11 protein-coding genes are annotated in these 16083 nt (G+C 61.0%); 5 read left to right on the forward strand and 6 right to left on the reverse strand.

From position 1 onward, the window contains the following. The first annotated feature begins 22 nt into the window (after window positions 1-22). Entirely contained in the window at window positions 23-1315 is a 1293-nt protein-coding gene (locus PspR76_RS30470; protein ID WP_159961147.1) for an autotransporter outer membrane beta-barrel domain-containing protein, read from the forward strand. An 83-nt stretch (window positions 1316-1398) separates the two neighbouring features. On the opposite strand, the gene oadA is transcribed toward PspR76_RS30470, so the two are convergent. Beyond that, on the reverse strand, window positions 1399-3222 hold the full coding sequence (gene oadA, locus PspR76_RS30475) for a sodium-extruding oxaloacetate decarboxylase subunit alpha (RefSeq protein WP_159961149.1): 1824 nt from the start codon (window positions 3220-3222) through the stop codon (window positions 1399-1401). A gap of 11 nt (window positions 3223-3233) precedes the next feature. Beyond that, window positions 3234-4649, reverse strand: a complete 1416-nt coding sequence (locus PspR76_RS30480; protein WP_003195732.1) for an acetyl-CoA carboxylase biotin carboxylase subunit — start codon at window positions 4647-4649, stop codon at window positions 3234-3236. Window positions 4650-4845: 196 nt separating this feature from the next. Between PspR76_RS30480 and PspR76_RS30485 the strand changes: the two genes are divergently transcribed. Beyond that, complete coding sequence (locus PspR76_RS30485) at window positions 4846-5820, forward strand: LysR family transcriptional regulator (RefSeq protein ID WP_159961151.1); 975 nt, start codon at window positions 4846-4848, stop codon at window positions 5818-5820. Here the strand turns inward: PspR76_RS30485 and PspR76_RS31390 are convergent. The 3 genes from PspR76_RS31390 to PspR76_RS30495 all read right to left on the reverse strand — a co-directional run bounded on the left by PspR76_RS31390 (window position 5750) and on the right by PspR76_RS30495 (window position 10054). Beyond that, window positions 5750-5944: a PA3496 family putative envelope integrity protein gene (locus PspR76_RS31390; RefSeq protein ID WP_232109179.1), complete on the reverse strand. Its 195-nt coding sequence runs from the start codon at window positions 5942-5944 to the stop codon at window positions 5750-5752. The two genes, PspR76_RS30485 and PspR76_RS31390, sit on opposite strands and share 71 nt — an antisense overlap. A 207-nt stretch (window positions 5945-6151) precedes the next feature. Next, entirely contained in the window at window positions 6152-7018 is an 867-nt protein-coding gene (gene hexR / locus PspR76_RS30490; RefSeq protein ID WP_010168370.1) for a transcriptional regulator HexR, read from the reverse strand. Between the two features lie 162 nt (window positions 7019-7180). Then, window positions 7181-10054: an EAL domain-containing protein gene (locus PspR76_RS30495; RefSeq protein WP_159961153.1), complete on the reverse strand. Its 2874-nt coding sequence runs from the start codon at window positions 10052-10054 to the stop codon at window positions 7181-7183. A 279-nt stretch (window positions 10055-10333) separates the two neighbouring features. Here PspR76_RS30495 and uvrD point away from each other — a divergent pair, with 279 nt between their 5' ends. From uvrD to PspR76_RS30510, 3 genes are all read left to right on the forward strand, one after another. Next, the gene (gene uvrD, locus PspR76_RS30500) at window positions 10334-12517 is read left to right on the forward strand and encodes a DNA helicase II (protein ID WP_159961155.1); all 2184 of its coding nucleotides are present in this window, start codon (window positions 10334-10336) and stop codon (window positions 12515-12517) included. A 231-nt stretch (window positions 12518-12748) separates the two neighbouring features. Further along, on the forward strand, window positions 12749-13627 hold the full coding sequence (locus tag PspR76_RS30505) for a Tim44 domain-containing protein (RefSeq protein ID WP_159961157.1): 879 nt from the start codon (window positions 12749-12751) through the stop codon (window positions 13625-13627). Window positions 13628-13762: 135 nt separating this feature from the next. Further along, window positions 13763-14170: an SMI1/KNR4 family protein gene (locus PspR76_RS30510; RefSeq protein WP_017135771.1), complete on the forward strand. Its 408-nt coding sequence runs from the start codon at window positions 13763-13765 to the stop codon at window positions 14168-14170. A gap of 16 nt (window positions 14171-14186) precedes the next feature. Here the strand turns inward: PspR76_RS30510 and PspR76_RS30515 are convergent, their stop codons facing one another. Next, window positions 14187-15950, reverse strand: coding sequence for a cation:proton antiporter (locus tag PspR76_RS30515; RefSeq protein ID WP_159961159.1), 1764 nt, complete (start codon window positions 15948-15950; stop codon window positions 14187-14189). Window positions 15951-16083 lie beyond the last annotated feature (133 nt).

Here is a 16083-nt window from a genome sequence, read left to right on the forward strand (position 1 = left end):
ATTCACCAGAGGTTGGGATTACATGCCCTTTACACATCACAGACTTGCACTTGTCATGGCCCTTGCGATGAGCGCCTTCAGCATTGAATGCGCGCAGGCGCGAGGTGATATTCCTATCACACCCTTTGTATTCGACCCCCTTCCCGAACTTAACGATGACTGGTCTTACACCCCCCCAGAGCGCGCTCCCAGCCTTGACGGTTACCTCATCCGGCAGGCCATCACGCACATTGGGCGGCAGGTCGCCCACGTGCTTGAACCCGCGCTGAATCGCCTGCTGGAAACCGGTGCATTGACCGCAGGCGAGACCACGGAGCTGGAAAAATTCGGTGAAGACCTGGCCGACCGGCCCGGAGGGATAGGCGCAGCACTCGAACAATTGGCCGGCAGCCAAAATGCCAACTTGGCGAGTGCAACCTCCGCCGCCGCCGGGAAAGTCAGCCAGCAATTGCTCTCGACCCTGCGCACACTGCCGACCGATAGCGATGGCCACTTCTGGGTGCAGGGCCTGGGCGACAACGGCAAGCTCGACAAGCAAGGCGGCAGCGACGGGCTGAAATATGGCACCAAAGGCCTGATGCTGGGCGCCGACTGGTCACTGGATCACGCCTGGCGCATCGGTGTGATGGGCGCAAAATCCACCAGCCAATTTGATGCCCAACGCTTCTCAGCCGAACTCGACAGCTGGCACCTGGGCGGTTACGCCGTGCGCCAGGACGGCCCGCTGGCCCTGCGTATGGGGGCGATTTACAGCAGCCATGCCGGGCAGAACAAGCGCGGCGTCAACCTGCTTGAGTACACCGAGCAGCTCAAGGGCAGTTACAACGCTCAAAGCCAAACTGTGTTTTCCGAGCTGGGTTATCAATTGGGTAGCGAGGATGTGCAGGTAGAACCCTTTGCCGGCCTCGGCTTTCAGCGTTATCACCGCGACAGCTTCAAGGAAACAGGTGGCGTGGCCGCGTTGAACGTCGGTTCACAAACCCAACAAAACCTGAGCAGCACCGTTGGCCTGCGCCTGGCCTCTGTGTACCGGTTCGATAACCGAATGAGCCTCACACCCCATGTGAGCACGAGCTGGAAACACCTCTACGGTGAGGTCGGCAGCCAAGTCCGCCAATCCTATCGCGCGGCGCCGGGGTACATTGAAGGCTTCACCATTACCGGCACCTCGCTGGACCGTAATAGTCTGGACGTGCAAGGCGGTCTGGACCTCGCCTTGTCTACTGAGCATACCCTCGGCCTGACCTACAGTGCCCAAGTCGGCACGCATAGCCGCAACCAGGGCTTGATGGGCCAGTGGCGGATGAGTTTTTAACCCGGCCAAATGGAAAAACGCAGGCGAAAAAAAAGGGGGGCACCTGCCCCCCCGAGGATTAAGCGGTAGTGTCGAAGGCTGTATCAGCCTTCGATTTCAATCAGGATTTCGCCAGGGTTCACCCGGTCGCCCTTGGCCACATGAACAGCGGTTACCTTGCCGGCAATGGATGCCTGTACTTCGGTTTCCATCTTCATGGCTTCGGTAATCAGCACGGCCTGGCCGGCCTTGACTACGTCGCCTTCCTTGACCAGCACGTCGACGATATTGCCCGGCATCGCCGTGCTGACATGGCCCGGCTCGGTGGCGTGCTTGCGCTTGCTGCCGCCGCTGCTGACAAACTCGTTGAGCGGTTCGAACACCACTTCTTCCGGCATGCCATCGATGGACAGGTAGAAGTGACGCTTGCCTTCGGCCTTGACGCCAACACCGGTGATATCCACGCGGTAGCTTTCGCCGTGCACGTCGATGACGAACTCGGTCGGCACGCCTTCACCACCGGCACGCGCCACGCCGCCTGCTTCAGGGATTGGCAACAGCACTTCCGGCGCCAGGGTGCCGGCGTCACGTTCCTCGAGGAACTTGCGGCCGATGTCCGGGAACATGGCGTAAGTCAGCACGTCTTCTTCGGACTTGGCCAGCGCGCCGATTTCACCGCGCAGCTTGGTCATTTCCGGCTTGAGCAAGTCGGCCGGGCGATGGTCGATCACCTCTTCACTGCCGATGGCCTGGCGGCGCAGTTTTTCATTCACCGTGCCCGGTGCCTTGCCGTAGCCACCTTGCAGGTAGAGTTTCACTTCGTTGGTGATGGTTTTGTAGCGCTCGCCGGCCAGCACGTTGAAGAACGCCTGGGTGCCGACGATTTGCGAAGTCGGGGTAACCAGCGGCGGGAAGCCGAGGTCTTCACGCACCCGTGGGATCTCTGCCAGCACTTCGCCCATGCGGTTGAGTGCGCCCTGCTCTTTCAACTGGTTGGCCAGGTTGGAAATCATACCGCCCGGCACCTGGTTGACTTGTACGCGGGTGTCGACGGCGGTGAATTCGCTTTCGAACTGGTGGTACTTCTTGCGCACGGCGTAGAAGTACAGACCGATTTCCTGCAGCAGTTCCAAGCTGAGGCCAGTGTCGAATTCGCTGCCTTTAAGGGCCGCGACCATCGACTCGGTGCCTGGGTGGCTGGTGCCCCAGGCGAAGCTGGAGATCGCGGTGTCGATGTGGTCGGCACCGTTTTCGATGGCTTTGAGTTGGCACATGGCGGCCAAGCCGGCGGTGTCATGCGAGTGAATAAAGATCGGCAGGCTTTGCTCGGCTTTTAGCGCCTTGACCAGTTCGCCGGTGGCGTACGGCGTCAGCAGGCCGGCCATGTCTTTGATGGCGACCGAGTCGCAACCCATGGCTTCCATTTGCTTGGCCTGGGCCACGAATGCCTCGATGGTGTGCACCGGGCTGGTGGTGTAGGCGATGCTGCCCTGGGCATGTTTGCCGGCCGCTTTCACCGCTTCGATGGCCACGCGCAGGTTACGCACGTCGTTCATGGCGTCGAAGATGCGGAACACGTCGATGCCATTCACGGCAGCCTTGGCGACGAAGGCTTTGACCACGTCGTCGCTGTAGTGGCGGTAGCCCAGCAGGTTCTGGCCGCGCAGCAGCATTTGCAGGCGCGTGTTAGGCAACGCGGCGCGCAGTTTGCGCAGGCGCTCCCACGGGTCTTCTTTGAGGAAGCGTACGCAGGCGTCGAAGGTCGCGCCGCCCCAGACTTCCAGCGACCAGTAGCCGACTTTGTCGAGCTTGTCGCAGATCGGCAGCATGTCGTCGGTGCGCATGCGGGTCGCCAGCAACGATTGGTGGGCGTCGCGCAGGATGGTGTCGGTTACGAAGATTCTTTTGGAAACAAGAGCTTTAGTCATTGGAATATTCCTCACAGGCCTGCGTGGGCGGCGATGGCGGCGGCGATGGCCAGGGCCAGCTCTTCGGGTTTGCGCTTGATCGAGTAGTTGGTCAGCTCAGGGTGGCTTTCCACAAAACTGGTGTTGAACTGGCCGCTGCGGAATTCCGGGTTGCGCAGGATTTCCTGGTAGTAGGCGGCGGTGGTCTTCACGCCTTGCAGGCGCATGTCGTCCAGGGCACGCAGGCCGCGGTCCATGGCTTCTTCCCAGGTCAACGCCCACACCACCAGCTTCAGGCACATGGAGTCGTAGAACGGCGGGATGGTGTAGCCGGTGTAGATCGCCGTGTCGGTGCGCACGCCGGGGCCGCCGGGCGCGTAGTAACGGGTGATCTTGCCGAAACTTGGCAGGAAGTTGTTTTTCGGGTCTTCGGCGTTGATGCGGAACTGCAACGCGAAACCACGGTGCTGAATGTCTTCCTGTTTTACCGACAGCGGCAGACCCGACGCGATGCGGATCTGCTCACGCACGATGTCGATGCCGGTGATTTCTTCGGTGATGGTGTGTTCCACCTGCACCCGGGTGTTCATTTCCATGAAGTACACCTCGCCCTCGGCGAGCAGGAACTCCACAGTGCCGGCGTTCTCGTAGCCTACGGCCTTGGCCGCGCGCACCGACAGGTCGCCGATGTAGGCGCGCTGTTCAGGCGTCAGTTGCGGGCTTGGCGCGATTTCGATGAGCTTCTGGTTACGCCGCTGGATCGAGCAATCACGCTCGAACAGGTGCACCACGTTGCCGAAGCTGTCACCGAGGATCTGCGCCTCGATGTGCTTGGGATTGACGATGCATTTTTCCAGGAACACTTCCGCCGAACCGAAGGCCTTGGTGGCTTCGGAAATCACACGGGGGAAGGCTTGTTCGAGTTCTTCACGGCTGTTGCAACGGCGGATACCGCGACCGCCACCACCGGAGGTGGCCTTGAGCATCACCGGGTAACCAATGCGGTCGCCTTCGGTTAGGGCTTCATGGATGTCGGCGACGTTGCCTTCGGTGCCCGGCGTGACCGGCACACCGGCCTTGATCATGCTGCGGCGCGCTTCGGTCTTGTCGCCCATGCGGCGAATGACTTCTGCCGAGGGGCCGATGAATTTGATCCCACGTTCAGCGCAGATGTCTGCCAGCTCGGCGTTTTCCGACAGGAAACCGTAACCGGGGTGCAGCGCATCACAGCCGGTTTCCACGGCCAGGTTCACCAGCTTGCGCGGGTTCAGGTAGCCGGCCAGGGGCTCGGCGCCAATGCTATGGGCTTCGTCGGCACGTTTGACGTGCAACGCGTGGCGGTCGGCGTCCGAGTACACCGCGACCGAGCGAATGCCCATCTCGGCGCAGGCACGCACGATTCGTACGGCAATTTCACCACGGTTGGCGATCAGGATCTTTTTTATCACTTGGAAATTCCCTTGAGCCGATTGCTGCGTTCTACGACCCATTGGAGCTGGGTCGGCGCGTGACCAAATGTTTCATGACAGTCGCGAGACACACACTATGCGCACCGGAGGATTAACAAAAATCAATAATTATTGGGTTGTGTATAAGTAAAGACTTATAGTTGGCGTCACGGTGGCGGGAATAAGGCTTTAAACAATGCGTAAGTCATTGATGCGTATGACATTGCGTCAGCTGCAGATTTTCAATGAAGTCTGTGATTTGCGTTCCTACAGCCGCGCCGCCGAGGAAATGTCCCTCACGCAACCAGCGGTCAGCCTACAAATTCGTCAGTTGGAAGAGCTGATCGGCCAGCCGCTGTTCGATTACGTCGGCAAAAAACTCTACATGACCGAAGCGGCCGAAGCCTTGCAGCGCGCCAGCCGCGACATTTTCGGGCGCCTGGAAAACCTCGATATGCAGCTGTCGGACATGCAGGGCTCGCTGCAGGGTCAGCTGAAGCTGGCCATCGAATCCAGCGCCAAGTACTTCGTGCCGCACCTGTTCGCCGCGTTCAAGCGCCAGCACCCCGAAGTGCAGTTGCACCTGACAGTGGTCAACCGCGCCCAGGTGATTCGAAGGCTTTCGGACAACCGCGATGACTTGGTGATCATGTCGATGGTGCCGCAGGACATGGGCCTGGAATTCCTGCCGTTTCTGAATAACCCGATTGTTGCGGTGGCGCCGCTCGATCATCCCCTGAGCCTGCAAGGCCCGCTGCGTTTGCAGGACCTGGAACCTTACACGCTGCTGCTGCGCGAACCGGGTTCCGGCACGCGGCTGGCCTGCGAGGAGTATTTCAAGGAGAAGCGCGTGCACTTCACCCAGACGGTGGAAGTGGCCTCGGCCGAGGCGCAGCGCGAGTGTGTGAGCGCGGGGTTGGGCGTGGCCTTGCTGACGCGCCACGCGGTCAACCTGGAACTGGCCACCGGCGGGCTCAAGGAGCTGCCGGTGGACGAGCTGCCGCTGTACCGCAGTTGGTGCCTGGTGCAGGCCAAGGCCAAGCGCCTGTCACCGGTGGCCCATGCGTTCCTGGGCTTTATCCGCAGCGAGCGGGTGCAGATCAGCGCGTTGGCTGAGCGTTTCGCTGGGCAGCCAAGGGTGCCTGCCAGTGGAGTTCCGGGTAGTCCGTGATGCTCTGGAGCAATTGGCGCTCCTCACAGCGATCTTCGATTGCGCGACGGAACGCCATGCGGCGCTGGTCTTCTTGCTGACGACGGGTTTTGACGCTGCTGCTGTCTTCGTATTGCCGGGCCATGTTGAGTCTCCCAATGCGAGTACGGGGAGTTCAGGATGGGCGCGGGGGATGACGGTTTGGCGGCGCGAGGGTTACAGGACGATGAATATTGATCGTTCCCACGCTCTGCGTGGGAACGCAACTTAGGACGCTCTGCGTCCCGCGACGCAGAGCGTCGCAAGAGGCACTCCCACGCGGAGCGTGGGAGCGATCAAGTGCGACCTTGAATCAATCGTCGAGGGCTTTGACCGATTTTGGCGAGAGACGCAGGCTGCGCAAGCTGCGCTTCACGCTCTTGAGGTGGTTGACCAGGCTCGGGCCGCGCGCCATGGCCACGCCCATCGCCAGCACATCGATCACCACCAGGTGGGCGATACGTGAGGTCAGCGGCGTGTAGATTTCGGTGTCTTCGTGCACGTCGATCGCCAGGTTGACCGTGGACAGTTCCGCCAACGGCGTCTGGCTTGGGCACAGGGTAATCAGCGTCGCGCCGCTTTCACGCACCAGGTTGGCGGTGATCAGCAGGTCTTTGGAGCGGCCGGACTGGGAAATGCAGATCGCCACGTCCGTCGGCTTCAACGTCACCGCCGACATCGCCTGCATGTGCGGGTCGCTGTAGGCCGCTGCGGTGAGCAGCAGGCGGAAGAACTTGTGCTGGGCGTCGGCGGCCACGGCGCCCGAAGCACCGAAGCCGTAAAACTCCACACGCTGGGCCTGGGACATGGCGGTCACGGCCTTTTGCAACTCGACCGGGTCGAGTTTCTCGCGCACTTCCATGAGGGTGTGCAAGGTGGTGTCGAAGATTTTCAGGCTGTAGTCGGCGACGGAGTCGTCTTCGTGAATCGCAAACTGGCCGAAGCTCGCACCCGCAGCCAGGCTCTGGGCCAGCTTGAGTTTCAAGTCCTGGAACCCGGAGCAACCAATGGCGCGGCAGAAGCGCACGATGGTCGGCTCACTGATGCCCACACTGTGGGCCAGGTCGGCCATGGAACTGTGCATCACGGCCGCAGGGTCAAGCAGCACGTGATCGGCAACCTTGAGTTCCGATTTGCGTAACAGGTGGCGCGACTGGGCGATATGTTGCAACAGGTTCAAAGGGCAGGACTCTTGTTATTGGCAGGTGCCAGGGATGTAGCAAGTTTGTAGTTATACTACAAGAATTGCCGTTTTGCCCGTCCGATGCATCACTAAATCGCCCTGATGCCCTTTGAATCAGCGGGCGGCCGCCATGTAGCCACACGGGCGGCCTGGCTGTCTTTAAGGAAAGTCTGCATTTTTGCGTAACAATTCTGCCAGCCCTTCGGCCTCCATCGGCCGGCTGATCAGGTAGCCCTGCACCTCATCGCAGCGTTCGGCGCGCAGGAAATCCAGTTGCTGCTGATCTTCCACGCCTTCGGCCACCACCTTGAGCGCCAGCCCATGGGCCATGGCGATAATGGCCCGGGTAATGGCTGCGTCCTCGCGACCCTGGCCCAGGCCGCGAATAAACGTCTGATCGATTTTCACGTAGTCCACGGGAATGCGCTTGAGGTAGCTCAGCGACGAGTAGCCCGTGCCAAAGTCGTCGATGGCCAGCTTCACGCCCAGGTCGCGCAGTTGCTGGAAGGTGGCGATGATGTGCTCGACGCTGTCGAGCAATTGGCTTTCCGTCAGTTCCAGTTCGAGGTATTGCGGATCGAGACCGGTTTCTTCGAGCACCTGGCGCACCAGGCTGACCAGCTTGCCCTGGCGCAGCTGATGCACCGACAGGTTCACCGACACCCGAATCGGCGCCAGCCCTTGGCGCTGCCATTCGCACGCTTGCCAGCAGGCTTGGCGCAGCACAAATTCACCCAGCGGCACGATCAAGCCGGTTTCTTCGGCCAGGCCGATAAAGTCGCCCGGTGGCACCATGCCCCACTGCGGGTGCTCCCAGCGAATCAGTGCCTCGGCGGCGTTCAGCTTGCCGGTGGCCAGGCACAGTTTCGGCTGGTAGAACACCGCCAGCTGGCGCTCGTCGATGGCTTTGCGCAGGTGGTTCTCCAGCTGCAACCGCTCAAGCGTGCTGGCTTGCAGGCTGTCGGTGTAAAACTGGAAGTTATTGCCGCCCAAGTGCTTGGCGTGTTGCATGGCCATGTTCGATTGACTGACCAGCGCGGAAATTTCCCGCGCATTGTCCGGCAGCAGGCTGACACCCATTGAGGCGCTGACCACCAGTTCATGCCCTTCCACCGTCACCGGCACGCGCAGCTTGGCGAGCAGCCGCGTGGCCACACGCGCCAGGCTCGACAGGTTGCCGTAGGCGTCGAACAGCACGGCGAACTCATCCCCGGACAAGCGCGCAATCGTATCGGCCTCGGGCAACGCGTTGATCAACCGGCGCGACATTTTCTGCAACAGCTGGTCGGCCACTTCATGGCCCAGGCTGTCATTGAGCAATTTGAAGCGGTCCAGGTTGATATGCAGCAGCGCCAGGCTGCGCCCGCCCTGGCGTACGCGCGCATGGGCTTCGCGCAGGCGTTCGCGAAACAGTGAACGGTTGGCAAGGCCAGTCAATTCGTCATAGTGAGTGAGGTAGCGCATGCGCTCTTCGGATTCACGCCGTGCCGACAGATCGGCGAAGAAGCCGACGATATGACTGACATTTCCCCGATCATCACGCACTACATTCAGTTGCAGCCATTGCGGGTACAGCTCGCCGTTCTTGCGCGTCTCCACTAACTCACCCTGCCAGGTGCCGTGGGTCAGCAGCGCTTGGCGGATCACCGGGAAATGGCGGCGGGCGTCGCGGCTGCTGGGCAGTTCGACGACATTGCGGCCGAGCATGTCGTCGATTTCAAAGCCGGTAACGCGGCTGAAGGCCTGGTTGACGGCGATCAGCGCGTAGTTCGGATCAAGAATGACGATGCCTTCACTGGCGGCCTCAAATACGGTCGACGCCAGGCGCTGTTGTTCTTCCAGGGCCTTGCTGGCGCTGATATCGCGGCGGGTGCCGAGCATGCGCGTGACGCGACCGTTGGGCGCACGCTCCACGGCGCGGCCACGGTCTTCGATCCAGACCCAATGGCCGTCGCCGTGGCGCACGCGGTATTCAACCTGGTAGTCCTCGCTGCGGCCTTTGAGGTGCTCCACCAGCGCGCGCTTGAGCAGCGGCAAGTCGTCGGGGTGCAGGCGTGGCTTGAGGTGGCTGAGCATCGCCGTGACGTATTCGGGCTCAAGGCCGAACAGTTCTTTAAGCTGGGTGTGGTGGACTTCATCGGTTTGCAGGTTCCAGTCCCACAGCCCCAGTTCACTGGCTTGCAGGGCCATGGCCAGGCGCGCTTCGCTTTTATTCAGGGCCAGGCTGGCAGCGTCCAGTTCCTGGCTGCGTTGCGCCACGCGATCCTGCAAGCCGATCTGGGCTTCGCGCAGTTCCTGCTCGATCTGGCGGCGCTGCTCGACTTCGCGGACCAACTCCTGATTCAGCTGTTCGCTGCGCTGTTGCGCCTGCTGCAGATGCTCGATCAGCGCCTGGTTCTGAAAGCGCCGCAACAGCCCGCGCTGGATCAGGCGGTTGACCTGCCACGCCACCAGGCTCAACGAGGCCAGCAGGATCAAGCCAAGCACGCCCCAGCCTTGTTGCTGCGCGGTGCCATTCCAAAACAGATAAAGGATGGCCGGCACCAGGCAGGGCACGGCAAAGGACAGGAACGCAGGCAAGCTCACCGCGTAGGCGACGCTGGCTGACAGCGTTGCGGCGCCGATCAGGCCGAACACCCACGCTTGCTGCATGAAGCTGTCCGCCGGCACCAAGGCGATGGCGGCGGTGGCCAGGGTCAGGCCGCTGACCGCCGAACCGAGCATGAACATGCGCCGCCAGATCGGCTGGGCCTGGCGGCTGGGCATGGCCGAATCAAAGGCCGCCACTTGGATCACACGCAGCGCCACCAGGGCCAGCAGCCAGACCAGCCAGATGCTGTCCAACACATATTGCTTGGGGTTCCACAGCAACCAGGCGCAGACCAGGCCGTTAACCAGCATCAATAAGGTCGGCAGCAATGAACCTTGATACAGCAGACGCGTGCGTTCGACCGCCATCTCGGTTGCGTAATATTTACGGATGACTTGTGCGGGCGCCGCCGAGGGGCCGAACAGGTCGGGACTGAGGGTCATAGGCAGTGTTCTTATAATGGTGAGCCCGAAACGTGGACGGAGCATACACAAGCAAGCGCTTGGGCCAAACTGCTCCACGTCATAAAAACCGCGCCAAAATCAGCCGCAAACCTCGGGGCCAGACAGCTTGAGTGAGACGCTGCGCGGGCTGCGAGGCATGACCGACCGGTCATCACTCTCAACAGAATGTTTCCAAGGCCCGAAGCGCAGCCACTGTTTTGCGGCGACCACCCGGCATTGGGATTTGCCCCACTCTGCCGCGCACCCTAGAATGCGCCGATGCGCGATGATCTCTCCCTTTTGCTGAACTCCCTCAACGATGCCCAACGCCAGGCCGTAGCAGCCCCCGTTGGCCGTCAGTTGGTCCTGGCCGGTGCTGGCTCCGGTAAAACCCGAGTGCTGGTGCACCGTATCGCCTGGTTGATCCAGGTTGAAAACGCGTCCCCGCACTCCATCCTGTCGGTGACCTTCACCAACAAGGCCGCTGCCGAGATGCGCCACCGCATCGAGCAGTTGATGGGCATCAGCCCGGCTGGCATGTGGGTGGGCACCTTCCACGGCCTGGCGCACCGCCTGTTGCGGGCGCACTGGCAGGAAGCGGGGCTGAGCCAGACGTTCCAGATCCTCGACAGCGATGACCAGCAACGCTTGGTCAAGCGGGTGATTCGCGAGCTGGGCCTGGATGAACAGCGCTGGCCCGCCCGCCAGGCGCAATGGTTTATCAACGGCCAGAAAGACGAAGGCCTGCGCCCGCAACATATCCAGGCCAGCGGCGATTTGTTCCTGGCCACCATGCGCAGCATCTATGAAGCCTACGAGGCCGCGTGCGTGCGCGCCGGGGTCATCGACTTCTCCGAGCTGCTGCTGCGTGCCCTCGACCTGTGGCGTGACAACCCAGGCTTGCTGGCCCATTACCAGAAGCGCTTCCGGCACATTCTGGTGGACGAGTTCCAGGACACCAACGCCGTGCAATACGCCTGGCTGCGTTTGCTGGCCAAGGGCGGCGACAGCCTGATGGTGGTGGGCGACGACGACCAGTCGATCTACGGCTGGCGTGGCGCGAAAATCGAGAACATTTACCAGTACTCCGACGACTTCCCGGACGCGATCACCATCCGCCTGGAGCAGAACTACCGCTCCACCGCCGGCATCCTCAAGGCCGCCAACGCCTTGATCGCCAACAACACCGGGCGCATGGGCAAAGAGCTGTGGACCGACGGCGGCGAAGGCGAAGCGATCAACCTGTACGCCGCGTTCAACGAGCACGATGAAGCGCGCTACGTGGTGGAAACCATCGAAAGCGCGCTGAAAACCGGCCTGGCTCGCAGCGATATCGCGATTCTGTACCGTTCCAACGCCCAATCGCGGGTGCTGGAAGAAGCCTTGCTGCGCGAGCGCATTCCGTACCGCATTTATGGCGGCCAGCGCTTCTTCGAGCGTGCCGAAATCAAGAACGCCATGGCTTACCTGCGCTTGCTGGAAGGCCGTGGCAACGACGCGGCGCTGGAGCGGGTGATCAATATTCCGGCGCGCGGCATCGGCGAGAAAACCGTCGAGGCCATCCGCGACCATGCGCGTCACGCCGATGTGTCGATGTGGGAAGCCATGCGCTTGCTGATCGCCAATAAAGGCCTGACCGGCCGTGCTGCCGGTGCGCTGGGTGTGTTTGTCGAGCTGATCGAGAACCTGGCGGCCAAGTGCGCGGAAATGCCTCTGCACTTGATGACCCAGACCGTGATCGAGCAGTCCGGCCTGATTGCCTATCACGAAGCGGAAAAAGGCGAGAAAGGCCAGGCCCGGGTAGAAAACCTTGAGGAACTGGTCAGCGCCGCCCGCGCGTTCGAAAACACCGAAGAAGATGAAGAGCTGACGCCGCTCGCCGCCTTCCTGGGCCACGCCTCGCTGGAAGCCGGCGATACCCAGGCCGATGAGCATGAAGACAGCATCCAGCTGATGACTTTGCACAGCGCCAAGGGCCTGGAATTTCCTTATGTGTTCCTGGTGGGCATGGAAGAAGGCCTGTTCCCGCACAAGATGAGCCTGGAAGAACCCGGCCGCCTTGAAGAAGAACGCCGCCTGGCCTACGTGGGCATCACCCGCGCCATGCAGAACCTGGTGATGACCTACGCCGAAACCCGACGCTTGTATGGCAGCGAGACCTACAACAAGGTGTCGCGCTTCGTACGTGAAGTGCCGAAGGGGCTGATCCAGGAAGTGCGCCTGTCCAACAGCGTCAGCCGCCCGTTCGGCGGCGGCCAGCAGCAGAGCGCCAGCAACCTGTTTGCCGGTTCCGAGATTCCGGAAACCCAGTTCAGCCTTGGCCAGCAGGTCCGGCATTCGGTGTTCGGCGAAGGCGTGATCCTCAACTTCGAAGGTGCCGGTGCCCAGGCGCGGGTGCAGGTGAATTTCGCCGAAGGCAGCAAGTGGCTGATGATGGGTTACGCGAAGCTCGAAGCAATCTGATCTGATCGTTCCCACGCTCCGCGTGGGAACGCCGCCCAGGACGCTCTGCGTCCCGCTTTTTCGATGCTCACGCCCTTGTATTTCACCGAGTGCGGGCCAATATCTGTAATTAGTCCTACAGACCATTCGGAATCGGTCTTACGCAAAAGCCCGAAACACTCTGCCGCTAGCCAGTGTCACGACACCTGTGCAACATGGCGCGCGTGCAATCCACAAATGGGAATTCCCTTTATGAAACGTTTTCTTAGCATCGCCATGGCGTTGTGCATCGGCCTGACGATGAGCCTCGACGCCAACGCCAAGCGCTTTGGTGGCGGCAAAAGCATGGGCTCGGCACCGACTCACCAGACCAGCCAAATGGCTCCATCCGCCGGTGCCGGCGGTGCAGCGGCTACCGCAGGCGCAGCCGGTGCTGCCGGCGCTGCCGGCGCTGCTGCCAAAGCTGGCGGTGCTTCGCGCTGGTTGGGCCCTCTGGCCGGTATCGCCGCCGGTGGCCTGCTCGCTTCCATGTTCATGGGCGGCGGCTTCCAGGGCATGCAGATCTTCGACATCCTGATCATGGCGGTCATCGCCTTCTTGATCTTCCGCTTTATCGCCGCCCGTCGCCGCAAGCAGCAGGAGCACATGGCTCCAGCCGGCGCGCCGATGCAGCGTGAAGTGTTCGAGCAAAAACCAGCCATGGGTTCGATCTTCGGTGGTTCGGCTGCACCTGCCGCCGCTCGTCCGGTGATCAACGCACCGGCCTGGTTCAACGAAGAGCGTTTCGTCGAAGCGGCCCGCAGCCACTTCCAGTCCCTGCAGCAGCACTGGGACGCCAACGAAATGGACAAGATCGCCGAGTTCGTGACCCCGCAACTGCTGGACTTCCTCAAGCGCGAACGCGCCGATCTGGGCGACGGCTTCCAGTCGACCTACATCGACGACCTGCGCGTACAACTGGAAGGTGTGGATGATCGCGCCGACAAGACCATCGCCACCCTGACCTTCAGCGGCGTGTCGAAGACCTCGCGTTTCGACCAGGGCGAAGTGTTCAGCGAAAGCTGGAACATGGAGCGCGCCCAGGGCGACAACCAGCCTTGGCTGGTCGCCGGTATCCGCCAGAACGGCTGATAACCGCACGCTTGAGCACTTGGTAATAAAAACCCCGGACATGTTCCGGGGTTTTCTATTTCGCGGTTGCACTTATAGCGAGCTACTGTATAAAACGCCCTATTAACCGCGCCAACTAGCAAGAGGATCCCGGCCGTGGAAGAAATCATCGAACAATTGCGTGAAGCCAACGAACCGGTCCCGGTTCCTCTGGAACTGCCTGACGAAGACCAGATCGTGGAAATCGAGGAACAACTGTTCATCGACATTCCGTTTGTCTTCCGCGAATTCCTGCTGACCGTCAGCGACGTGGTGTATGGCAGCCTGGAGCCGGTGACCGTCACCGACCCGCAGTCCCACACCTACCTGCCGGACGTGGCCGCCAACGCCTGGGACGCCGGTGTTGACCGCAGCATGATCCCGATCTGCCAGGACGGCGACGACTACTACTGCGTCGAAGAAGACGGCACCGTGGTGCTGTGGTCCGGCGAAGAAGAACTGGTCACCGAAGAAACCTGGGAATCGGTGTGGCACTGGGCGCGGGACGTCTGGCTGGAAAGCTGAGCCCCGCCCCTCGCCTTTAGTGTTCTGGCGTGTCTTTATGGTTATCCAGGGTCTCCAGCAAGGCGACCTGCATCCGCGTATGAACGCGGATGAACCACCGCCAGAGCACGGCCGCTACAGCCGCTGCCACCACGGCAATCAATACCAGCAACTTGTTGGTCGGCAGAATACTGGCCGACAAGGCTGCCAGTAGCAGGAAGATCACCAGCAGCGAAAGAATGGGGATCAGCTCCGCAATCACGCGCCGCACGCGGTGGGTATGCCGCCCGGCCATTTCCGGCTTCACACTCATCTCCGCCAGCAACATCGACAGCGCCTTGAGCTTGCGGTACGCCGCAATCAGAAACGGCAGCGACAACAGCAACGCCCCGCCCCAGATCAGCGCTTTCTGCCAGCTTGGGTCACTGATCCAACCTTCCAGATACCCGCCGATGCGCGCCGCAAAGAAACTGCCGGCAAAGAAGATCGCCACCACCAACGCCAGGTTTACGCCCACTTGCAGGATGATCTTGCGAATCATCGACGCCAGCATTGCGCCCTCACCTTGCGGCTGAATACTGCGTAGCCACTCGCCATACATGCCGAACACCCGGCTCATGCGCTTGGGCATCACTGCCGCAATCTTCAACGACAACGGGTCAGCGCCACGAATCAGGTACGGCGTGAGCAACGTGGTGATCGCCGACACCGCCACGGCCACCGGGTAGAGGAAGTCGCTGGTCACCTGCAAAGTCATGCCCAATGCGGCGATGATGAAGGAAAATTCGCCAATCTGTGACAGCCCCATGCCCACGCGCAGCGAGGTGCGGCCATCGTTGCCGGCAATGAATGCCCCCAGGCCGCAGGACAACATCTTGCCCAGCACCACCGCCACGGTAATCACCGCAATCGGCCAGGCGTACTGCAGCAGGATTTGTGGGTCGATCATCAGGCCAATCGCCACAAAGAAGATCGCACTGAACATATCGCGAACAGGTTCGATCAGGCGCTCGATCTTAATCAACTGACGGGACTCGGCCATGATCGCGCCGATCAGGAACGCACCCAGCACCATGCTGTATTCCAGCTTGACCACCAGCAGGCAGAAGCCGAAACACAGGCCCAATACGGTGATGAGCAGCATTTCATTGCTTTCGAACTTGGCCACATAGGCCAGCAGGCGCGGCACCAGCAAAATGCCGATGACCAGCGCGACAATCATGAACAGCGAGAGCTTGCCGACGGTGGAGAACACCTCGCCGGAGCTGACCGTGCCGCTGACGGCAATGCTCGACAGCAAGGCGATGATGCCGATACCGAGGATGTCCTCGACGATCAGCACGCCAAAGATCAGCTGGGCGAAGCGCTGATTTTTCATCTTCAGGTCGTTGAGCGCCTTGACGATGATGGTGGTCGAGGAGATCGCCAGGATTGCACCGAGGAACAGCGAGTCCATGGTATTCCAGTCGAACCAGCGGCCGATTTCGTAGCCGATCCAGATCATCAGGATGATTTCCAGGAACGCTGCAATAAACGCTGTGGCACCGACCTTGAACAGCTTGCGCAGGCTGAATTCCAGGCCCAGGCAGAACATCAGGAAAATCACGCCCAACTCGGCGAGGGTTTTGATGGTGTCTTCGTCGTGGATCAGGCCGAACGGTGGGGTGTGGGGGCCGATGATGAAGCCGGCGACGATGTACCCCAGCACCACCGGCTGCTTGAGGCGGTGAAACAGGATGGTGACAACCCCTGCCACCAACATGATCACGGCCAAGTCCTGGATAAAGCTGATGGCGTGCATGGCGAGGGGCTCCTTGAGGGTACTGGCGCTTTTCCCACTTCCACTCGCACCCTTGAACGGTCGCAATAAGCGGAAGGAAAAGTCGGCCTTGATCGTAAGAAATGCCCTGAGATGGGCTTTTGAAGGTTAACAC

Source organism: Pseudomonas sp. R76, from assembly GCF_009834565.1.
Taxonomy (GTDB): domain Bacteria; phylum Pseudomonadota; class Gammaproteobacteria; order Pseudomonadales; family Pseudomonadaceae; genus Aquipseudomonas.